Genomic DNA, 20,573 nt, shown 5'->3' with positions numbered 1-20,573 from the left:
ATTTGCGCGGGATGAGCGCGGACAAGCCTGAAATGAAGAATCGTTCGTACGAGAATCTGTTTTGTCCGCGTCGATTCGCGTCGATCCGCGTCGAGGGTTTTTGAGTCATGCAGGAAATCAAGAACTACACGATGAACTTCGGCCCGCAGCATCCGGCTGCGCACGGCGTGCTGCGCCTGGTGCTGGAGATGGACGGCGAGACGATCGTGCGTGCCGATCCGCACATCGGCCTGCTGCACCGTGCTACCGAGAAGCTGGCGGAGTCGAAGCCGTTCAACCAGTCGATCGGCTACATGGACCGCCTCGACTACGTCTCGATGATGTGCAACGAGCACGCCTACGTGCGCGCGATCGAGAACCTGCTCGGCGTCGAGGTCCCGGAACGTGCGCAGTGGATCCGCACGATGTTCGACGAGATCACGCGCATCCTGAACCACCTGATGTGGCTCGGCTCGAACGCGCTCGACCTCGGCGCGATGGCGGTGTTCCTGTACGCGTTCCGCGAGCGCGAGGAACTGATGGACTGCTACGAGGCGGCCAGCGGCGCGCGCATGCATGCGACGTACTACCGACCGGGTGGCGTCTACCGCGACCTGCCCGAGGTGATGCCGAAGTACAACGAGTCCAAGTGGCACAAGGGCAAGGACCTCGAGCGCCTGAACAAGTGGCGCGGTGGTTCCATGCTCGACTTCCTCGATGCGTTCTGCGAGGACTTCCCGCGCCGCGTCGACGAGTACGAGGAACTGCTCACCAACAACCGCATCTGGAAGCAGCGCACGGTCGACATCGGCATCGTTTCGCCCGAACAGGCGCTGGCATGGGGCATGAGCGGCCCGATGCTGCGGGGTTCCGGCATCGAATGGGACCTGCGCAAGAAGCAGCCCTACGCGAAGTACGCCGAAGTCGACTTCGACATTCCGGTCGGCGTGAAGGGCGACTGCTACGACCGCTACCTCGTGCGCGTCGAGGAGATGCGCCAGTCCAACCGCATCATCAAGCAGTGCGTCGACTGGCTGCGCGCGAACCCGGGTCCGGTGATGGTGCGCAATTTCAAGGTCGCGCCGCCTTCGCGTGTCGAGATGAAGGACGACATGGAAGCGCTGATCCATCATTTCAAACTGTTCACCGAGGGCTATTCGGTGCCGGCCGGCGAAACCTATGCCGCGGTCGAAGCACCGAAGGGCGAGTTCGGCATCTATCTGGTTTCGGATGGCGCGAACAAGCCGTTCCGCCTGAAGTGCCGCGCGCCGAGTTTCGTGCACCTTTCGTCGATGGACGCGATCGTGCGCGGCCACATGTTGCCGGACGTGGTCGCGATGATCGGCACCTACGACGTCGTTTTTGGAGAAGTCGACCGATGAAGGCGACGGGCAACTACGAAGCGGTCAAGGACGTCGATCCGCAGGTCGCGTTGAACGCGCACACGCGCGAACACATCGACCACTGGGTGGCGAAATTCCCGCCGGATCGCAAGCGCTCGGCGCTGATCCAGGGCTTGTGGGCCGCACAGGAACAGAACGGCGGCCACCTGACCGACGAGCTGATCACCGCGGTGACGAAGTACCTCGGCCTCCCGCAGGTGTGGGGCTACGAGGTCGCGACGTTCTACTCGATGTTCGAGACCAATCCGGTCGGCCGCAACAACGTGGCGGTCTGCACCAACATTTCATGCTGGCTCAACGGCGCCGAGGACATCGTGCGCCATTGCGAACAGAAGTACGGTATCAAGCTCGGCGAGAGCAGCAAGGACGGCCGCATCTACCTCAAGAAGGAAGAGGAATGCCTGGCTGCGTGCTGTGGCGCGCCGATGATGGTGGTCAATGGTCACTACCACGAGAACCTGACCCTCGCGAAAGTGGATCAGATCCTCGACGAATTGAAATAGGACGACGCTGTAGGAGCGGCGGAAGCCGCGATGCCTCTGCTGCAGGGAACATCGCGGCTTGCGCCGCTCCCACAAGGTTTTTTTGAAATGTGCGGCCCGGACGGCCGCTCTGGCTCCACGATCAGGATGATCGCAAAGGTGAACCAAATGGCATACGGTCCCGCACCCAAGGAACACCAGGTCGTCTACACGACGCTGCACTTCGAGCAGCCGTGGACGCTGGACAATTACCTCAAGGTCGACGGCTACAAGGCGTGGAAGAAGATCCTCGCCGAGAAGCCCGACCCTGCGACGATCATCGACGAGCTCAAGAAGAGCTCGTTGCGCGGTCGCGGCGGCGCCGGCTTCCCGACTGGCTTGAAATGGTCGTTCATGCCGAAGGGCACGATGCAGAAGTACATCCTCTGCAACTCGGACGAATCGGAGCCGGGTACCTGCAAGGACCGCGACATCCTGCGCTTCAACCCGCACTCGGTCGTCGAAGGCCTCGCGATTGCCTGCTATGCGACCGGTTCGACCGTCGCCTACAACTACCTGCGCGGCGAATTCCACCACGAGCCGTTCGAGCACATCGAGCTCGCCCTGAAGGATGCGTACGCAGCGGGCCTGCTCGGCAAGAACATCCAGGGCAGCGGCATCGACGTCGACATCTACAACGCGCTCGGCGCGGGCGCGTACATCTGCGGCGAGGAAACCGCGTTGATGGAATCGCTCGAAGGCAAGAAGGGCCAGCCGCGGTTCAAGCCGCCGTTTCCGGCGAACTTCGGCCTGTACGGTCGCCCGACCACGATCAACAACACCGAGACCTACGCCTCGGTGCCGGCGATCCTCAACAAGGGCGCCGACTGGTTCTTGAATCTCGGCAAGCCGAACAATGGTGGTCCGAAAATCTTCTCGGTGTCCGGTCACGTCGCCAAGCCGGGCAACTACGAGATCCGACTCGGCACGCCGTTCAAGGACCTGCTCGAGATGGCGGGCGGCGTGCGCAACGGCCACAAGCTCAAGGCGGTGATCCCGGGCGGTTCGTCGATGCCGGTGCTGCCGGCCGAGACGATGATGGCGCTGACGATGGACTACGACGCGATCCAGAAGGCCGGCTCCGGCCTCGGTTCGGGCGCGGTCATCGTCATGGACGAGACCACCTGCATGGTGCGCGCGTGCCAGCGCATCGCGCGCTTCTACTACGCCGAATCGTGCGGCCAGTGCACGCCGTGCCGCGAAGGCACCGGCTGGATGTACCGCATGCTGACGCGCATCGTCGAAGGCAAGGCGGAACTCGCCGACCTCGACGTGCTCAAGGCCGCCGCCGGGCAGATCGAAGGCCACACGATCTGTGCGTTCGGCGAAGCCGCCGCATGGCCGGTGCAGGGCATGCTGCGCCACTACTGGAACGAATTCGAATACTTCATACGGAATGGCCGTTCGATCGTTGACGCCCCGCTCGGAGTCGCCGCATGAGCGCGCAACCCGCAGCCCCCGCGATTCCGCCGGATCACGTCACCGTCGAGATCGACGGCCAGTCGCTGGTCGTGCCGAAGAACACCATGATCATTGCCGCGGCCGACAAGGCCGGCATCGCGATCCCGCGTTTCTGCTATCACGAAAAACTGCCGATCGCCGCGAACTGCCGCATGTGCATGGTCGAGGTCGAGATGGGCGGCAAGCCGATGCCGAAGCCGCAGCCGGCCTGCGCGACGCCGGTCGCCGACGGCATGAAGATCCAGACGCAGTCGCAGCGCGCGCTCTCGGCGCAGCGCAACGTGATGGAATTCCTGCTCATCAACCATCCGCTCGACTGCCCGATCTGCGACCAGGGCGGCGAGTGTGAATTGCAGGACCTGTCGGTCGGTTATGGCCGATCGGTGTCGCGCTTCGTCGAGAACAAGCGCGTGGTGCCCGACGAGGACCTCGGCTCGCTGGTTGAAACGGAGATGACTCGCTGCATCCAGTGCACGCGCTGCGTGCGCGTGATGGCCGATGTTGCCGGGACCTACGAGCTCGGCGGCATGGAGCGCGGCGAGCGCCTGCAGATCGGCACCTACGTCGGCAAGCCGCTGATGAGCGAGCTGTCCGGCAACGTCATCGACGTCTGTCCGGTGGGCGCGCTGACCAACAAGCCATTCCGCTTCAAGGCGCGCGCGTGGGAGCTCATCGCGCGCGAATCGATCGGTTACCACGATGCGCTGGGCACCAACCTCTGGCTGCACACGCGCCGCGGCGAAGTGCTGCGGGCGGTGCCGCGCGACAACGAGGCGGTCAACGAGTGCTGGGCATCGGACCGCGACCGCTATTCGAACGACGGCCTGCGTGCGTCCGATCGCGCGCAAAAGCCGATGATCCGCAAGAATGGCGAGCTGGTCGAAACGAGCTGGACCGAGGCGCTCGCCTTCGTCGCCGACCATCTGCGCAGTGCGCGTGGTGAAGTCGGTGCGCTGGTCGCGCCGCTGGCCTCGAGCGAGGAAGGCTGGTTGCTCGGCAAGTTGCTGCGCGGCATCGGCAGCGACCACATCGACCATCGGCTGCGCGCGCTCGATTTGTCCGACGCGCCGACCGCCACGCCGTTCGCGCTTCCGGTCGCCGCGATCGAGAGGGCGAATGCCATCCTGCTCGTCGGCTGCAATCCGCGCCACGAAATTCCGCTGCTCAACCATCGCATCCGCAAGGCCGTGAAGGGCGGGGCGAAGGTGTACGCGATCAACCCGATCGACTTCGACTTCAACTTCGAACTCGCCGGGAAAACAGTGGCCACGCCGCAGGCGATGGTCGATGCACTGGTCCGCCTCGCCAGGGCAGCGAACGACGCTGGCCATCTGCCGGAATCCTCGGTGCTGGCGCAAGCCGTCGCCGCTGCGAGTGCCGACGCGCCCGCGCACGCATGGTTCAAGCAATTGGCGGATGCGGCAAGCTCGGTCGTGATCCTCGGCGAGTCTGCGGTCAACCATCCGAATGCGTCGTGGCTGCGCGCGGCGGCGCGGTTTGTCGCCAAGGCGACCAATTCCGCCTGCGATGAGATCCCGGGTGGCGCGAACGCCATCGGCCTTGCGAACGCCGGCGCGCAGCCGCGCACCGGTGGTCGTGATGCCGCGGCGCAACTCGCCAATCCTCTCAGGAACCTGATCGTCTATCACGCCGGTTCGCAGGACACGAGTGCGCCCGCCGCGTTCGATCGCGCGCGCACCGAAGCGGCATTCTGCGTCTACATCGGCGCCTACGCCTGCAACGGCGTGCGGCGCACTGCACATGCGATCCTGCCGATCGGACTGCCGCCTGAGATCGACGGCAGCTACACCAATCTCGACGGCACGACGCAGGTGCTCGCGGCCGCGGCGAAGCTGCCGGGCGATGCGCGACCGGGCTGGAAGGTGCTGCGTGCACTCGGTTCCGCGCTGTCGGTGCCCGGTTTCGAATTCAGCGAGATCAGCGAACTGCGCAAGCAGATGGTTGCGGATGGCGCGCCGCCGGTTGCCGCGGCGGGTACGCTGCGTCCGCGCATCGAGCCCGCTCACGGTCGCCTCGTGCGCATCGCGACCACCGCGATCTATGCATCGGACGCGGTCGTGCGCCGCTCGCCCGCGCTGCAGGCGCACCCGCTCGCGCGCTCCGCGCGGGTGACCCTGCATCCGGAAGATGCGCTCGCGCTCGGCCTCGGTGCCGGGGCGATCGCGCGCGTGTCCGGCGCCGAACTTCCGGTCGAGCTGTCCACCCGCGTGCCGCGCGGAGGTGCGTGGATCGAAGCCGGCCTCAAGGGTTCGGCACAGCTGCCGCCGCATGGCGCCTCCCTCGACATCAGCAAGGCCTGACGACGCATGGACTCGATCATCGCCGCCTTCCACTGGTTCGTGTCGACGTTCCCGACGTTGTCGATGGCGCTCGGGCTGCTGTTGCTGCCGCTGTTGCCGTTGATCATCGGCGTCGCACTGTATGTCTGGTGGGAACGCAAGGTCATCGGCTGGATGCACGTGCGCATGGGGCCGAACAAGGTCGGTCCGTTCGGACTCGCGCAGACGTTCGCGGACGTGTTCAAGCTGCTGCTGAAGGAAGTCGTCTATCCGGCGAATTCCAACAAGGCGCTGTTCCTGCTCGCGCCGCTGTGGGCGCTGATCCCCTCGTTCGCGGCGTGGGCGGTGATCCCGATCGGCCCCAGGATGGCGTGGTCGAACGCGAACGCGGGCCTGTTGTTCCTGCTCGCGATGACCTCGATGGGCGTGTACGGCATCATCCTTGCCGGTTGGGCGTCGAACTCGCGCTACGCGATGCTCGGCGCGATGCGTTCGGCCGCGCAGGTCGTCTCGTATGAAATCGCGATGGGCTTCTCGCTCGTCAGCGTGCTGATACTCGCTGGCAGCCTCAACCTGTCGGACATCGTGCAGGCGCAGGCGGGCAGCAAGGGCGCGTTCGAGTGGTTCTGGCTGCCGCTGCTGCCGATGTTCATCATCTACTTCGTCTCCGGCGTCGCCGAGACCAACCGCGCACCGTTCGACGTCGCCGAAGGCGAGTCGGAGATCGTCGCGGGCTTCCACGTCGAATATTCGGGCGCGCCGTTCGCGGTGTTCTTCCTGACCGAATACGCGAACATGATCCTGATTTCGTTCCTCGCGCCGATCCTGTTCCTGGGCGGCTGGTTGTCGCCATTCCCGGTATCGTGGGGATTGCTCGGCGAACCGGGCTGGTGGTGGCTGTGCGGCAAGGCGTTCCTTTTCGCGACCGCCTATGTTTGGTTCCGCGCGAGTTTCCCGCGTTACCGCTACGACCAGATCATGCGGCTCGGCTGGAAGGTGTTCATCCCGATCACGATCGTGTGGGTGTTCGTGGCGGGTTGCATGAAGTATTTCGGCTGGGTCACGGCAGGCGCTTGAGGCGATAGTCAATGAATCGAGTCACGAGCTATCTCAAGAGTCTGATGCTGCTGGAGCTGTGGGCCGGCCTGTGGCTCACGTTCAAGTACCTGTGGCGCCCGAAGTACACGGTGCGCTACCCGATGGAGCACATCCCGAAGTCGAACCGCTTCCGCGGACTGCACGCGCTGCGCCGCTATCCGAACGGCGAGGAGCGCTGCATCGCGTGCAAGCTGTGCGAGGCGGTGTGCCCGGCGCTCGCGATCACGATCGATTCGGCCCCGCGCGAGGACGGCACGCGTCGCACGACGCGCTACGACATCGATCTGTTCAAGTGCATCTTCTGCGGATTCTGCGAGGAAAGCTGCCCGGTCGACTCGATCGTCGAGACCTCGATCCACGAATACCACTTCGAGCAGCGCGGCGAGAACATCGTTACCAAGCTGCAGCTGCTGGCGATCGGCGACCGCTTCGAGAAGCAGATTGCCGCGGACCGCGCGCAGGACGCGGCGTTCCGCTGATGAACAAGGAACCGACCGCATGAGCTTCCAGCTGATCTGCTTCTACGCGTTCGCCGCCGTCACGGTCGGCGCGGCGCTCGCCGTCATCTCGGTGCGCAGCCCGGTGCATGCCGCGCTGAGCCTGGTGCTTACGTTCTTCTCGACCGCCTGCGTCTGGCTGCTGGCCGACGCCGAGTTCCTGGCCATCGCGCTCGTGCTGGTCTACGTGGGCGCGGTGATGGTCCTGTTCCTGTTCGTGGTGATGATGCTCGACCTCGACCTCGATCCGCTGCGGGAAGGCTTCGTGCGCGCGCTGCCGGTCGGATTGCTCGTCGCGGTGGTGATGCTGGTCGAGATGCTCGGCCTGATCGGCGTGCGCTCGATGCAACTGCCCGCACCGACCGAGCCGGCCGCCGCGGCCGGCATGTCGAACACGGTCTGGCTTGCGAACACGTTGTTCAGCCAGTACCTGCTGCCGTTCGAGGTCGCCGCGCTTATCCTGACCGTGGCGATCGTCGCCGCCGTGCCGCTGACCCTGCGCCAGCGTCGCGGCGTGAAGACGCAGGATCCCGCGCGCCAGGTGATGGTGCAGGCGCGCGACCGCGTGCGCATCGTCAAGATGGATGCGGTGAAGCCGGCGGTCGCGCCATCCGACAAGGCCGGGGAGGCCACGCCATGATCACGCTCGCGCATTTCCTCACGCTGGGCGCAGTGCTGTTCTGCATCGCGGTCGCCGGCATCTTCATCAATCGCAAGAACGTCATCACCCTGCTGATGGCGATCGAGCTGATGCTGCTCGCGGTCAACACGAATTTCGTCGCGTTCTCGCGCTTCCTCGGCGACGCGTCGGGACAGGTGTTCGTGTTCTTCATTCTCACGGTGGCGGCAGCCGAGTCCGCGATCGGCCTCGCGATCCTGGTGGTGCTGTTCCGCAACCGCGCGACGATCAACGTGACCGAAATCGATTCGATGAAGGGGTAAGCGGGAGCCGTCATTCCGGCGGAAGCCGGAGGCGCTGCACAACTGCCGAAGGCCGGTCATCCAGCTCCTGGACCCGGTTGGCAGGATGGAAAAACTGGATCCCGGCTTTCGCCGGGATGACGAGCAGAAGAATATGGCTTTGAATTCCAACATCCTCCTCCTCATCGTGCTCGCGCCGCTGTTCGGCGCGCTGGTCGCGGGTCTGTTCCGCAACCAGGTCGGCCGCGTCGGCGCGGCGGGGATCACGATCGCCGGCGTCGCACTGTCGTGCGCGCTGTCGTTCCACGTGCTGTACCAGCTGGTCTGGGGCGGCGCCGTCACGTTCAACGAAAACCTCTACACCTGGTTCCAGGTCGGCTCGATCGGCGCGCATGTCGGCTTCCTCGTCGATCGCCTGACCGCGATGATGATGGTCGTGGTCACGTTCGTGTCGCTGATGGTGCACGTCTACACGATCGGCTACATGGCCGAGGACGAGGGTTTCCAGCGCTTCTTCAGCTACATCGCGCTGTTCACGTTCTCGATGCTGATGCTGGTGATGAGCAACAACTTCCTGCAGCTGTTCTTCGGCTGGGAAGCGGTCGGCCTCGTGTCCTACCTGCTGATCGGCTTCTGGTTCAAGCGGCCGAGCGCGATCTTCGCGAACATGAAGGCGTTCCTCGTCAACCGCGTCGGCGATTTCGGCTTCCTGCTCGGCATCGCCGGCGTGCTGTTCTGGTTCGGATCGCTCGACTATGCCGAAGTGTTCCGCGTCGCCGGCAGCGAGGAGATCGCGGCGCGTACGGTCGAAGTTTTCGCGGGTCACCCGTGGCATGTCGCCACGATCGTCTGCATCTGCCTGTTCATCGGCGCGATGGGCAAGTCGGCGCAGGTGCCGCTGCACGTGTGGCTGCCCGATTCGATGGAAGGCCCGACGCCGATCTCCGCGCTGATCCATGCGGCGACGATGGTCACCGCGGGCATCTTCATGGTCGCGCGCATGTCGCCGATCTTCGAACTCAGCGAAACGGCGTTGTCGTTCGTGCTGGTGATCGGCGCGACCACCGCATTGTTCACTGGCCTGATCGGCATCGTGCAGAACGACATCAAGCGCGTGGTCGCGTATTCGACGCTGTCCCAGCTCGGTTACATGACCGTCGCGCTCGGCGTGTCGGCCTACGCGGGTGGCGTCTACCACCTGATGACGCATGCGTTCTTCAAGGCCCTGCTGTTCCTCGGCGCCGGTTCGGTCATCGTCGCGATGCACCACGAGCAGGACATGCGCTACATGGGCGGCCTCAGGAAGTACATGCCGATCACCTGGATCACTATGTGGCTCGGCTCGCTCGCGCTCGCGGGCGCGCCCGGCTTCGCCGGCTTCTTTTCCAAGGATGCGATCATCGAGGCAGTCGGCGAGTCGCACCGCTGGGGATCGGGCTACGCTTATTTCTGCGTGATGGCTGGCGTGTTCGTGACCGCGCTGTACAGCTTCCGCCTGCTCTACAAGACCTTCCATGGCCAGGAACGTTTCGTCGTCGACGCGCACCATGGGCATCACGACCAGCACCACGATGATCATGGCCACCATGAGCCGGGCCATCTCGCGCATGCGCCGCATGAATCGCCCTGGGTGATCACGCTGCCGCTCGTGCTGCTCGCAATTCCTTCGGTGGTCATCGGCTGGTTCACGGTCGGTCCCATGCTGTTCGGCGGCTGGTTCGGCAAGTCGATCCACGTCAGCGGCGAGGAAGGCCGCGACGTGCTGGCCGAGATCGGCCGGGAGTTCCACGGTCCGCTCGCGATGGTTCTGCATGGCTTCATGCAGCCGCCGTTCTGGATCGCGCTCGCGGGCTTCGGCGTCGCGACGTACATCTGGCAGTTCAATCCCGGCGTGACGGCGCGATTCAAGAATGCGCTGCGCCCCGTCTACACGATGCTCAACAACAAGTACTGGATCGACGAGCTCTACCAGGCGGTGTTCGCGCGCGGCGGCATCGCGCTCGGCTGCGGCCTGTGGAAGGGCGGCGACGCCGGCCTCATCGACGGCGTTGCGGTGAACGGTTCGGCCGCGCTGGTTGACCGCGTCTCCGCCACCGTGCGCTGGTTGCAATCCGGCTATCTCTATCACTATGCCTTCGCGATGATTCTCGGCCTGATCGCGTTGCTTGGCGGCGCGTGGTGGGCAATCACCCACGCGGCGCTCTGATCAACAGGGACTGAACACGACCATGCCCGCTTCGCATCTCCTTAGTCTCCTGATCTGGTTGCCGATCCTCGGCGCGATCGCCGTGCTTGCGTTCGGGCGCCAGCCGGGCGTGGCGCGCTGGCTGTCGCTGCTCGTCGCGCTCGCCACCTTCGTCTGCGCGATTCCGTTGTGGACCGGCTACCTGCCGTCGGTGCCCGGCATGCAGTTCGTCGAGAACGTCGCCTGGATTGGCGCGCTCCGCGCGAATTACGCGCTCGGCGTCGATGGCATCTCGATCGCGCTGATCGTGCTGACTGCATTCACCAGCGTGCTGGTGATCATCGGCTCGTGGGGGCCGATCGACAAACGCGTGTCGCAGTACATGGCGGCCATGCTCGCGCTCGAGGGTTTGCTGATTGGCGTGTTCGCGGCCACCGATGCGCTGCTGTTCTACGTGTTCTTCGAAGGCATGCTGATCCCGATGTTCATCCTCATCGGCATCTGGGGCGGCCCGCGGCGCGTGTACGCCACGCTCAAGTTCTTCATCTATACGTTCCTCGGCTCGATCTTCATGCTGGTCGGCCTGATCTACCTGCACATGAAGACCGGCCAGTTCTCGCTCGAGGCGTTCGCGCATGCGGGCCTCGATGCGAAGGAGCAGGCGTGGTTGTTCTTCGCGTTCCTGATCGCTTTCGCGATCAAGGTGCCGATGTGGCCGGTGCACACCTGGCTGCCTGACGCGCACGTCGAGGCGCCCACCGGTGGCTCGGTCATCCTCGCCGCGATCATGCTGAAGGTCGGCGGCTACGGTTTCATCCGCTTCTCGCTGCCGATCACCCCGGACGCGTCGCAGGAATACGCCTGGGTCGTGATCGCGATGTCGCTGATCGCTGTCGTCTACATCGGCTACGTCGCGCTGGTGCAGGAGGACATGAAGAAGCTGGTCGCGTACTCGTCGATCGCGCACATGGGCTTCGTCACCCTCGGCATCTTCGTCGCGCTGGCGCTGGTGCGCGTCAACAACAATCCCGACGGCGCGCGCCTCGCGGTGCAGGGCGCGATGGTGCAGATGATCTCGCATGGCTTCGTCTCCGGCGCGATGTTCTCCTGCATCGGCGTCATGTACGACCGCCTGCACACGCGCATGATCCGCGACTATGGCGGCATCGTGAACGTGATGCCGTGGTTCGCCGCGTTCATGGTGCTGTTCGCGATGGCGAACTGCGGCCTGCCTGGCACGTCCGGCTTCGTCGGCGAGTTCATGGTGATCCTGGCGGCGTTCCAGGATCGCCCGTTGATCGCCGCGGTAGCCGCGTTCACCCTGATCATCGGCGCCGCCTACACGCTGTGGCTGGTCAAGCGCGTCGTGTTCGGCGAAGTCGGCAACGACAAGGTCGCCAAGATGCAGGATCTCGACGCGCGCGAGTGGATCGTGCTCGGCGCATTCGCCGCCGGCGTGCTCGCGGTCGGCGTGTACCCGAAGCCGCTGATCGATCTGATGGAACCTGCCGTGCAGCAGCTCGTGCAGCAGCTCGCCCTGGCCAAGATGTGAGCCACTCGACATGATCCAGTTCAATCCCGCCGACCTCGCGACGCTGCTGCCCGAGCTGTTCCTGCTCGCAGCGACCTGCGCGATCCTCCTGATCGACCTGTTCCTGAAGCCGGCCCAGCGCGGCGTCACGCACTGGTTGTCGCTCGTCGCGCTAGCGGTCACCGGATTCCTGGTCTGGCGCGACGCGCCGGGGCAGGGGGCGAGCGTCGCCGCCTTCAACGGCATGTTCCTGCGCGACGGCGTCGCCACCGTGCTCAAGGTGTTCGTGCTGCTGACGACCGGCCTCGTCTTCGTGTACAGCCGCGACTATCTGCGCGAACGCAAGCTCTTCATTGGCGAGTTCTACCTGCTGCTGCTGTTCGCGACGCTAGGGATGATGCTGCTGGTGTCGGCCGGCAACCTCGTCACCGTCTACCTCGGCTTGGAGCTGCTGACCCTGAGTTCCTACGCGCTGGTGGCGCTGAATCGCGATTCGGCCATATCGAGCGAAGCAGCGATCAAGTACTTCGTGCTCGGCGCGCTCGCGTCCGGCCTGCTGTTGTACGGAATGTCGATGATCTACGGTGCGACCGGCACGCTTGACCTCGCGAAGATCCATGCGGTCGCGGATTTCTCCGCCAACAGCCCGCATCGGACCCTGCTCGTGTTCGGCCTGGTCTTCCTGGTGGTCGGCTCGGCCTTCAAGCTCGGTGCGGCACCGTTCCACATGTGGTTGCCCGACGTCTACCAGGGCGCGCCGACCGCGGTGACCCTGTTCATCGGCTCGGCTTCCAAGCTCGCCGCGTTCGGCATGGCGTGGCGCCTGCTCGACGGCGCGATGGGCGGCATGAGCGCGCACTGGACCCAGATGCTCGGTGTGCTCGCGGTACTGTCGCTGGCGGTCGGCAACGTGTTCGCGATCGCGCAGACCAATCTCAAGCGCATGCTCGCGTATTCGACGATTTCGCACGTCGGTTTCCTGCTGCTCGGCTTCGTCAACGGCAGCGCAAGCGGCTATGCCGCCGCGATGTTCTACGTGATCAGCTACGCGCTGATGACGACCGTCGCGTTCGGCATGATCATGCTGCTCGCGCGTGCCGGCTTCGAGGCCGAGGAGATCGACGATTTCAGGGGCCTCAACCAGCGCAATCCCTGGTACGCAGGCATGATGGCGATCGCGATGTTCTCGCTCGCCGGCGTGCCGCCGCTGTTCGGCTTCTTCGCCAAACTGATGGTGTTGAAGGCGGTCATCGACGCCGGCCAGATGTGGCTCGCGATCGTCGCGATCGTGTTCGCGATCATCGGGCTGTACTACTACCTGCGCGTGGTCAAGGTCATGTATTTCGACGAGGCGCGCGACAGCTCGGCGCTGGGGTTGCCGGGCGACCGCACGTTCCGCTGGGCGCTGTCGCTGAACGGCCTCGCCCTGCTCGTGCTCGGGATCGCCTGGGGACCGCTGCTCGACTGGTGCAACCAGGCGCTTTCGGTGACGGCCGCCATTGCCCGGTGATTGCCGGGCTTGCCGGATCGTTGCAGGGCCGCTACACTGCGCAGCTCGGTGCGGGGTGGAGCAGTCTGGCAGCTCGTCGGGCTCATAACCCGAAGGTCGCAGGTTCAAATCCTGCCCCCGCTACCAGGTCTAAGGAATCAGGCCGCCTAGAGCGGCCTTTTTTCTTGGGTTTTCAGGGTTCGGTCGAGGGATGTCCCCAAGCCGCACCCAGGCGCAGGATGCGCCGGCCGCCGCAAGGCGGTTCCGCCGATGTTGGATGCGACACAACGGCGAACTACGGAATGGGCCTCGTGCCCATTTTTTGTTTCTGCCCCCTGGAAAACATGACGAATCAGGAACTCAGCCAGCTGCTGGAACCCGCGATCGCCGACCTCGGCCTCGAACTCGTCGGCATCGAGTTCGCCACCGGCGCGAGTGGCAGCCTGCTGCGTGTCTACATCGATGAATCGACACGCGGCGTGACGATCGACGACTGCGAGCGTGCCAGCCGCGAGATCTCCGCGCTGCTCGACGTCAACGACCCGGTTGCCGGCCGCTATACGCTGGAAGTCTCCTCGCCGGGGCTGGAGCGACCGCTGTTCACGCCGGCACATTTCGAACGCTTCGCCGGCGAGCAGGTCAAGATCACGGTGAACCTGCCGATCGACGGGCGGCGTCGGTTCCAGGGACGCATCGATGCGGTCGATGCCGATCGCGTGGCGATCGAGCAGGACGGCAAGACAGTCGCGATCGCGCACGCGAACATTGCGAAGGCGCGACTGGTCCCGGACTATGCGGCGCTCGGCCTGAAGCCGGCGCGCAGCGAGGAAGCGGTGCCGGCGAAACCGGCGCGGCGTCCCGCGAAGAGAAAGGTTTGAGAGCGCCCCGACGGGGCGCAACCGTTTTATTTCAAGGCCATTCCGGCCGCTGATGCGGACCGGTGACGGAGTCGGTACATGAGCAAAGATCTGCTGCTGGTCGTCGATGCGGTTGCAAACGAGAAGGGCGTGCCGCGCGGCGTCATCTTCGAAGCGATGGAGGCCGCGCTCGCGTCCGCCGCGAAGAAGCGCTACGCCGAGGAAGACGTCTCGGTGCGCGTCGCGATCGACCGTGAAACCGGCGACTACGAGACGTTCCGGCGCTGGGAAGTCGTGGCCGACGACGTCGTGATGGAGTCGCCCGACCGCCAGCTTCGCCTGATGGATGCGGTGGACGAGGTTGAAGGCATCGAGGTCGGCGGCTACGTCGAACAGCCGATCGAGAACCCGGACTTCGGGCGCATCTCGGCGCAGGCGGCCAAGCAGGTCATCGTGCAGCGCGTGCGCGAAGCCGAGCGCGCGCTGGTCGTGGATGCCTACCGCGACCGCGTCGGCGAACTGATCACCGGCATCGTCAAGCGCGTCGAGCGCGGCAGCGTCTACCTCGACCTCGGCGGCAATGCCGAAGCGTTCGTGGCGCGCGACCGCAGCATCCCGCGCGAAGCGGTGCGTACCGGCGACCGCCTGCGCGGTTATCTGTACGAAGTGAAATCGGAGCCGCGTGGCCCGCAGCTGTTCGTGTCGCGCACGGCGCCGGAATTGATGATGGAACTGTTCAAGCTCGAAGTGCCGGAAGTCGGCCAGGGTCTGGTCGAAATAAAGGCCTGCGCACGCGATCCGGGCGACCGCGCCAAGATCGCCGTGCTCGCGCACGACCATCGCACCGATCCGATCGGTGCATGCATCGGCATGCGCGGCTCGCGCGTTCAGGCGGTGTCGAACGAACTGAACGGCGAACGCATCGACATCGTGCTGTGGAACGACAATCCGGCGCAGTTCGTCATCAACGCGATGGCGCCGGCCGAAGTGCAGTCGATCATCGTCGACGAGGAAAAGCACTCGATGGACATCGCGGTCGCCGAGGACAAGCTGTCCCAGGCGATCGGTCGCGGCGGCCAGAACGTGCGCCTCGCCAGCAAGCTCAGCGGATGGCAGCTCAACGTGATGACCGCCGATCAGGTGCGCCAGAAGAGCGAGGCCGAGCAGATCGCCGCGCGCGACCTGTTCATCGCCAAGCTCGAAGTGGATGCGGAGATCGCGCAGATCCTGGTGCAGGAAGGTTTCTCGACGGTCGAGGAAATCGCCTACGTGCCAACCGCCGAATTGCTCGGCATCGAGGGTTTCGACGAGGACATCGTCGAGGAACTGCGTGCGCGAGCACGCGATGCGCTGCTTACCGACGCGCTCGCGGTCGAGGAGGGCATGGAGGAGCACAAGCCGGCGCAGGACCTGCTCGCGGTCGAGGGCATGGAAGAGGGCCTTGCGTTCGAACTCGCTTCGCATGGCATCGTCACGCGCGAGAATCTCGCCGACCTCGCCACCGACGAATTCATGGAGCTGGGCATCGAGGGGATCGACGAAGACCAGGCCGCGGCGCTGATCATGGCCGCGCGCGAGGACGCGGTCGCGTAACGGCCGGCGCGGAACGGGCGGCGCGCATTCAGCACGCCGTCCTTGAAGCAGGAGCACGATGGCGCTGGTGCGAAGCGCTGCCGGAACGGTCATTACCGCACGCGTCGCAGGGCCACGGAGTACGAAATCGATGTCGGACGTCACGATCAAACAGCTGGCCAATGTCCTCGGCACACCGGTCGACAAGCTGCTCGCGCAGCTTGGCGAGGCGGGCATGAAATTCAACGACCCGGACCAGGTCATCAGCAGCACCGAGAAGGTGAAGCTGCTCGGCTTCCTGCGCCGCACGCACGGCAAGAAAGAGGAAGCGCCGGTCGAAGCGGCCGCTTCGCCGCGCCAGATCACGTTGAAGCGGCGCACGGTCAGCGAAATCACCGTGGTGCCGGGCCAGCGTGGCGCGAGCGCCAAGACGGTCAATGTCGAAGTGCGCCAGAAGCGCACCTACGTCAAGCGCAGCACGGTCGAGGAAGGCCAGTCGGTCGACCCCGAGCGCGAGGACGCCATCCGCAAGCTCGGCGAATCGCAGCTCAAGCGCGAAGCCGAGGATCGCGCGCGTTCGGAAGCGGATCGTCGTCGCCACGACGAGGACGCGAAGATGCGCGCAGCGGAAGACGCGCGCAAGGCGGCTGCGGAAGAGGACTCGCGCCGTCGCAGCGATGAAGATGTTGCGAAGGCCACGCCGGCCGAAGCCGCCCCGCAGACCGCCGTACCGGCAGCGCGCGAAGGCGCGCATCCGCCGCGCCCCGAGCGTGCGCGCGAGGCGGCGGGTCCTGCCAGCCCCGGTGCGGGCGCCGGAGCCGGCGACGGCCAGCATCGCCACAAGCCCAAGCATGGTTCGCATCGCATGCGCGAAGAGGGCAGCTCCGACGACTCGGGCGGCGCGCGCTATTTCGGCAACGAACTGCACCTGTCGCGCGAAGGCGCGGCACGCCGTACCGGTCGCAAGCGCCCGAAGGCACGTCAGGTCGAGCAGAGCCGCTCCGGTCCCGCGCATGCGTTCTCGCGGCCGACCGCGCCGGTGGTCAAGGAGATCGCGGTGGGCGAGACGATCACGGTCGCCGATCTCGCGGGCAAGCTCGCGGTCAAGGGCGCCGACGTAGTGAAGGCGCTATTCAAGATGGGAGTGATGGTGACAATCAACCAGGCGATCGACCACGACACCGCGGTACTGGTCGCGGAGGAGCTCGGCCACAAGGTTGTCGCCGCCGAAGACACCAGTGCCGAGACGACCCTGCTCGCGCAGCAGGCCGGCGATGACGCCGTGAAGGCGGCTCGTCCGCCCGTCGTCACGATCATGGGTCATGTCGACCACGGCAAGACCTCGCTGCTCGACTACATCCGGCGCACCAAGGTTGTCGCCGGCGAAGCGGGCGGCATCACCCAGCATATCGGCGCGTACCACGTCGACACGCCGAAGGGCGTGATCACCTTCCTCGACACCCCGGGTCATGCCGCGTTCTCGTCGATGCGTGCACGCGGTGCGCAGTCGACCGACATCGTGGTGCTGGTGGTCGCTGCCGACGACGGCGTGATGCCGCAGACGGTCGAGGCGATCCAGCATGCGCGCGCGGCGAAGGTGCCGATCATCGTCGCGATGAACAAGATGGACAAGAGCGACGCGAATCCGGATACGGTCAAGCAGGGTCTCGTGCAGCACGAAGTCGTGCCCGAAGAGTGGGGCGGCGACGTGCAGTTCGTGCCGGTGTCGGCGAAGACCGGCGACGGCGTCGACAACCTGCTCGATGCGATCTCGGTGCAGGCCGAGGTCATGGATCTCACCGCGGTGCCGGACGGCCGCGCCAGCGGCGCGGTGATCGAGGCGAGCCTCGACAAGGGGCGCGGCCCGGTCGCGACCGTGCTGGTGCAGCAGGGCTTGCTCAAGAAGGGCGACTTCCTCGTCTGCGGCATCGAATACGGTCGCGTGCGCGCACTGTTCGACGAGACCGGCAGCCAGGTCGAATCGGCTGGTCCGTCGATCCCGGTGCAGGTGCTCGGCCTCTCCGGCGTTCCGCAGGCGGGCGACGATTTCGTCGTGGTCGCCGACGATCGCCTGGCCAAGGAAGTGGCGCAGCAACGCATGCACAAGCGCCGGGAGACGCGCCTGGTCAAGCAGGCCGGCAACCGCATGGAAGACATGGTCGCGCAGATGGGCGAGGGTCAGGGCCAGTTGACCCTCAACCTCGTCGTCAAGGCCGACGTGCAGGGTTCGGCGGAAGCGCTGCGCGAATCGCTCGGCGCGATCACCACCGATGCGATCCGCGTCAACGTGATCGCCTCCGGCGTCGGCGGCATCACCGAATCCGATGCGACCCTCGCGGCTGCGTCGAAGGCGGTCATCATCGGCTTCAACGTGCGCGCGGACGCATCGGCACGCCGCATCATCGATGCGAACAACCTGGACCTGCGCTATTTCTCGATCATCTACGACGTCATCGACCAGGTGAAGCAGGTCGCGACTGGTCTGCTCGGCATGGAAGTGCGCGAGGAAATCATCGGCACCGCGCAGGTGCGCGACGTCTTCCGCTCGTCGAAGTTCGGCGCGGTCGCCGGCTGCATGGTCATCGAGGGCACGGTCAAGCGTCACAAGCCGATCCGCGTGCTGCGCGACAACACCGTGATCTTCCAGGGCGAACTCGAATCGCTGCGCCGCTTCAAGGAGAACGTCGACGAAGTTCGCAATGGCACCGAGTGCGGCATCGGCGTCAAGCAGTACAACGACGTCAAGCCGGGTGACCAGATCGAGTGCTTCGAGCGCATCGAGGTTGCGAGGACGCTGTAGGCCATGCCCGCAAAATCCTTCAATCGATCCGATCGCGTCTCGGCCGAACTCCGGCGCGAGATCGCGTTGCTGGTGCACGCCGCCGTCCGCGAGCACGCATTGCCGTCGGTGAGCGTGTCCGATGTCGAGGTCACGAGGGACCTCGACATGGCGACGGTGTTCGTGACCGCGTTGATTGGCGACAAGGGCCCCGAAGCGACGAAGGCGCTGAACGAACTCGCGAAGGAATTCCGCCGCGAGCTTTCGCGTTCGATGAAGCTGCGCCGCGTACCCGAGCTGCGCTTCCGCTACGACGACTCGGTCGACAAGGGCGAGCGCATCGAGTCGTTGTTGCGCGGCGAGGCGGGAATCGGGAATGGGGAATAGGGAATCGTCGAGGGCGGTGCGCAGCGTGGCTCCTGGCGATTCCCGATTCCCGACTCCCCGTTTCCGCTCCATCAGCGGCCTCCTCCTGCTGGACAAGCCGCAAGGTCTTTCCTCGAACCAGGCGTTGCAGAAGGTGCGTCGCCTGTTCCGCGCGGAAAAGGGCGGGCACACCGGCAGCCTCGATCCACTCGCGACCGGCCTGTTGCCACTGTGCTTCGGCGAGGCGACCAAGATCGCCGGCCTCCTGCTCGGCTCGCGCAAGGCCTACGAGACCGAATGCCTGCTCGGTGTGACGACCACCACCGATGATGCCGAGGGCGAGGTTGTGCGACAGCGGCCGGTACCGGCCATCGACGAGGCGACGATCCGCGCCGCGCTGGGGCACCTGAGCGGGCGCATCGTGCAGGTGCCACCGGTGTATTCGGCGCTCAAGCAGGCGGGTGAACCTTTGTATCGGCGGGCGCGCCGCGGCGAGGAGGTCGAGGTGCCGTCGCGCGAAGTCGACGTGCACCGGTTCGATTGGCTGGGCCGCGATGGCGACCGCCTGCGCCTGCTGGTCGAGTGTGGCTCGGGGACGTACGTGCGCAGCCTGGTCCGCGATCTTGGCGAGGCGCTTGGCTGCGGTGCCCACGTGACGGCGTTGCGCCGGATGTGGGTCGAGCCGTTCATGCAGCCGGCCATGTTCACGCTGGAACAGCTCGAAGCGATCGCCGCGCGCGGCGAGGAGGCGCTGGATGCCTGCCTGCTGCCGCTCGAGCGCGGATTGGCCGCAATGCCGCAGTTGCCGGTGTCGCGGGCCGAAGCGGCCTCGCTCGGACAAGGCAGGCGACTGCTGCGCAACGACGTGGCCGCCACGGAATTCGCCTGCGCGATCGACCCCGACGGCCGGCTGGTCGCGCTGGTCGAGGTGGACCCCACCGGAGAAGTGCGCGTGCGGCGCGGTTTCAGCGCGGGCGCGCTGGCGGCACAAAGCCCGGCCTGAACGGCTGTCGGGGGTCGCCGTGCGAGCGGCCGGGAACGGAATTCCGGACGACCCGCGCTCCATTGGCCGGGAAAAACGGGTTAGAATAGGGAGCTTTATTTCGTCCCGGTCCGCCGGGGATTCCTGACGCGGCTCGCGCTTTGGCAATGCGTCCAAGCTGACCCGCGCCGTATGTTCCATCAAAGGGCAAACCCATGTCTCTCCCAGTCGAACAAACCAGCAAGATCATCGCCGACTACGGTCGTGGCAAGAACGATACCGGCTCGCCGGAAGTACAGGTCGCCCTGCTGTCCGCGCGCATCGAGCACCTGTCCAGGCACTTCGCCGACCACGACAAGGACCATCATTCGCGTCGCGGCCTGCTCAAGATGGTGAACCAGCGCCGCAGCCTGCTCGCCTACCTCAAGAAGGCCGATGCCGAGCGCTACAAGACGCTGATCGAGCGTCTGGGCCTGCGCCGGTAGGTTGCTGTCCCCGTCGCGGTTTGCTCGTGCGTTCTGCATGGGCGCCGCTTGACGAACCGCTGGACGGGGACTGCGTTTCGCGTTGCATGAACTCCAGAGCGGCCATCCCTGGCCGCACTTTTCAAATGAAGCACAAGCGCGTTCCAT

The 20,573-nt window shown here is 65.4% G+C and carries 17 protein-coding genes and 1 tRNA gene; all 18 read left to right on the top strand.

The window, feature by feature from the left end; translation table 11 throughout:
* Positions 1-107 precede the first annotated feature (107 nt).
* The 18 genes from ACILRJ_RS17115 (at position 108) to rpsO (ending at position 20,426) form a co-directional block, all read left to right on the top strand.
* Positions 108-1,361, top strand: a complete 1,254-nt coding sequence (locus ACILRJ_RS17115; protein WP_395684426.1) for an NADH-quinone oxidoreductase subunit D — start codon at positions 108-110, stop codon at positions 1,359-1,361.
* On the top strand, positions 1,358-1,885 hold the full coding sequence (gene nuoE, locus ACILRJ_RS17110; protein WP_395684425.1) for an NADH-quinone oxidoreductase subunit NuoE: 528 nt from the start codon (positions 1,358-1,360) through the stop codon (positions 1,883-1,885). The genes ACILRJ_RS17115 and nuoE overlap by 4 nt, the downstream gene beginning before the upstream one ends.
* Positions 1,886-2,032: 147 nt before the next feature.
* Positions 2,033-3,343 carry an NADH-quinone oxidoreductase subunit NuoF gene (nuoF, locus tag ACILRJ_RS17105; RefSeq protein ID WP_395684424.1) on the top strand — a complete coding sequence of 437 codons (1,311 nt, stop codon included), beginning with the start codon at positions 2,033-2,035 and terminating at the stop codon, positions 3,341-3,343.
* Positions 3,340-5,685 (top strand): NADH-quinone oxidoreductase subunit NuoG, encoded by a 2,346-nt coding sequence (gene nuoG / locus ACILRJ_RS17100; protein WP_395684423.1) that lies wholly within the window; start codon positions 3,340-3,342, stop codon positions 5,683-5,685. Before nuoF ends, nuoG begins: the two co-directional genes overlap by 4 nt.
* 63 nt (positions 5,686-5,748) lie before the next feature.
* Entirely contained in the window at positions 5,749-6,741 is a 993-nt protein-coding gene (nuoH, locus tag ACILRJ_RS17095) for an NADH-quinone oxidoreductase subunit NuoH (protein ID WP_395684462.1), read from the top strand.
* A gap of 11 nt (positions 6,742-6,752) precedes the next feature.
* Positions 6,753-7,241 carry an NADH-quinone oxidoreductase subunit NuoI gene (gene nuoI, locus ACILRJ_RS17090; RefSeq protein WP_395684422.1) on the top strand — a complete coding sequence of 163 codons (489 nt, stop codon included), beginning with the start codon at positions 6,753-6,755 and terminating at the stop codon, positions 7,239-7,241.
* Positions 7,242-7,260: 19 nt separating this feature from the next.
* Positions 7,261-7,899 carry an NADH-quinone oxidoreductase subunit J gene (locus ACILRJ_RS17085; protein ID WP_395684421.1) on the top strand — a complete coding sequence of 213 codons (639 nt, stop codon included), beginning with the start codon at positions 7,261-7,263 and terminating at the stop codon, positions 7,897-7,899.
* Complete coding sequence (gene nuoK / locus ACILRJ_RS17080; RefSeq protein WP_395684420.1) at positions 7,896-8,201, top strand: NADH-quinone oxidoreductase subunit NuoK; 306 nt, start codon at positions 7,896-7,898, stop codon at positions 8,199-8,201. Before ACILRJ_RS17085 ends, nuoK begins: the two co-directional genes overlap by 4 nt.
* Before the next feature lie 133 nt (positions 8,202-8,334).
* Complete coding sequence (gene nuoL, locus ACILRJ_RS17075; protein WP_395684419.1) at positions 8,335-10,386, top strand: NADH-quinone oxidoreductase subunit L; 2,052 nt, start codon at positions 8,335-8,337, stop codon at positions 10,384-10,386.
* A 22-nt stretch (positions 10,387-10,408) separates the two neighbouring features.
* Complete coding sequence (locus ACILRJ_RS17070; protein WP_395684418.1) at positions 10,409-11,917, top strand: NADH-quinone oxidoreductase subunit M; 1,509 nt, start codon at positions 10,409-10,411, stop codon at positions 11,915-11,917.
* 10 nt (positions 11,918-11,927) lie between these two features.
* Entirely contained in the window at positions 11,928-13,406 is a 1,479-nt protein-coding gene (gene nuoN, locus ACILRJ_RS17065; RefSeq protein ID WP_395684417.1) for an NADH-quinone oxidoreductase subunit NuoN, read from the top strand.
* Between the two features lie 49 nt (positions 13,407-13,455).
* Positions 13,456-13,532: transfer RNA gene (locus ACILRJ_RS17060), tRNA-Met, on the top strand.
* A 197-nt stretch (positions 13,533-13,729) separates the two neighbouring features.
* Entirely contained in the window at positions 13,730-14,263 is a 534-nt protein-coding gene (gene rimP / locus ACILRJ_RS17055; protein WP_395684416.1) for a ribosome maturation factor RimP, read from the top strand.
* 78 nt (positions 14,264-14,341) lie between these two features.
* Positions 14,342-15,835, top strand: coding sequence for a transcription termination factor NusA (gene nusA / locus ACILRJ_RS17050; protein WP_395684415.1), 1,494 nt, complete (start codon positions 14,342-14,344; stop codon positions 15,833-15,835).
* Between the two features lie 130 nt (positions 15,836-15,965).
* The gene (infB, locus tag ACILRJ_RS17045; RefSeq protein ID WP_395684414.1) at positions 15,966-18,614 is read left to right on the top strand and encodes a translation initiation factor IF-2; all 2,649 of its coding nucleotides are present in this window, start codon (positions 15,966-15,968) and stop codon (positions 18,612-18,614) included.
* Between the two features lie 3 nt (positions 18,615-18,617).
* Entirely contained in the window at positions 18,618-18,980 is a 363-nt protein-coding gene (gene rbfA / locus ACILRJ_RS17040; protein ID WP_395684413.1) for a 30S ribosome-binding factor RbfA, read from the top strand.
* A complete protein-coding gene (gene truB, locus ACILRJ_RS17035) occupies positions 18,970-19,962 on the top strand; it encodes a tRNA pseudouridine(55) synthase TruB (protein WP_395684412.1) in 993 nt (330 codons plus the stop codon). Before rbfA ends, truB begins: the two co-directional genes overlap by 11 nt.
* Before the next feature lie 194 nt (positions 19,963-20,156).
* Positions 20,157-20,426 carry a 30S ribosomal protein S15 gene (gene rpsO / locus ACILRJ_RS17030; protein ID WP_395684411.1) on the top strand — a complete coding sequence of 90 codons (270 nt, stop codon included), beginning with the start codon at positions 20,157-20,159 and terminating at the stop codon, positions 20,424-20,426.
* The last annotated feature ends 147 nt before the right edge of the window (positions 20,427-20,573 follow it).

Source organism: Dokdonella sp. (genome assembly GCF_044227025.1).
Classification (GTDB): domain Bacteria; phylum Pseudomonadota; class Gammaproteobacteria; order Xanthomonadales; family Rhodanobacteraceae; genus Dokdonella_A.
Note: the sequence above shows the minus strand (reverse complement) of the source record. Positions and strands in the feature narration are given on the sequence as shown.

Excerpts from the sequence above, each read along its gene's own strand:
- ACILRJ_RS17115 (WP_395684426.1), top strand. The coding sequence starts at position 108 with ATGCAGGAAATCAAGAACTACACGATGAACTTCGGCCCGCAGCATCCG.
- nuoE (WP_395684425.1), top strand. The coding sequence starts at position 1,358 with ATGAAGGCGACGGGCAACTACGAAGCGGTCAAGGACGTCGATCCGCAG.
- nuoF (WP_395684424.1), top strand. The coding sequence starts at position 2,033 with ATGGCATACGGTCCCGCACCCAAGGAACACCAGGTCGTCTACACGACG.
- nuoG (WP_395684423.1), top strand. The coding sequence starts at position 3,340 with ATGAGCGCGCAACCCGCAGCCCCCGCGATTCCGCCGGATCACGTCACC.
- nuoH (WP_395684462.1), top strand. The coding sequence starts at position 5,749 with ATGGCGCTCGGGCTGCTGTTGCTGCCGCTGTTGCCGTTGATCATCGGC.
- nuoI (WP_395684422.1), top strand. The coding sequence starts at position 6,753 with ATGAATCGAGTCACGAGCTATCTCAAGAGTCTGATGCTGCTGGAGCTG.
- ACILRJ_RS17085 (WP_395684421.1), top strand. The coding sequence starts at position 7,261 with ATGAGCTTCCAGCTGATCTGCTTCTACGCGTTCGCCGCCGTCACGGTC.
- nuoK (WP_395684420.1), top strand. The coding sequence starts at position 7,896 with ATGATCACGCTCGCGCATTTCCTCACGCTGGGCGCAGTGCTGTTCTGC.
- nuoL (WP_395684419.1), top strand. The coding sequence starts at position 8,335 with ATGGCTTTGAATTCCAACATCCTCCTCCTCATCGTGCTCGCGCCGCTG.
- ACILRJ_RS17070 (WP_395684418.1), top strand. The coding sequence starts at position 10,409 with ATGCCCGCTTCGCATCTCCTTAGTCTCCTGATCTGGTTGCCGATCCTC.
- nuoN (WP_395684417.1), top strand. The coding sequence starts at position 11,928 with ATGATCCAGTTCAATCCCGCCGACCTCGCGACGCTGCTGCCCGAGCTG.
- rimP (WP_395684416.1), top strand. The coding sequence starts at position 13,730 with ATGACGAATCAGGAACTCAGCCAGCTGCTGGAACCCGCGATCGCCGAC.
- nusA (WP_395684415.1), top strand. The coding sequence starts at position 14,342 with ATGAGCAAAGATCTGCTGCTGGTCGTCGATGCGGTTGCAAACGAGAAG.
- infB (WP_395684414.1), top strand. The coding sequence starts at position 15,966 with ATGTCGGACGTCACGATCAAACAGCTGGCCAATGTCCTCGGCACACCG.
- rbfA (WP_395684413.1), top strand. The coding sequence starts at position 18,618 with ATGCCCGCAAAATCCTTCAATCGATCCGATCGCGTCTCGGCCGAACTC.
- truB (WP_395684412.1), top strand. The coding sequence starts at position 18,970 with ATGGGGAATAGGGAATCGTCGAGGGCGGTGCGCAGCGTGGCTCCTGGC.
- rpsO (WP_395684411.1), top strand. The coding sequence starts at position 20,157 with ATGTCTCTCCCAGTCGAACAAACCAGCAAGATCATCGCCGACTACGGT.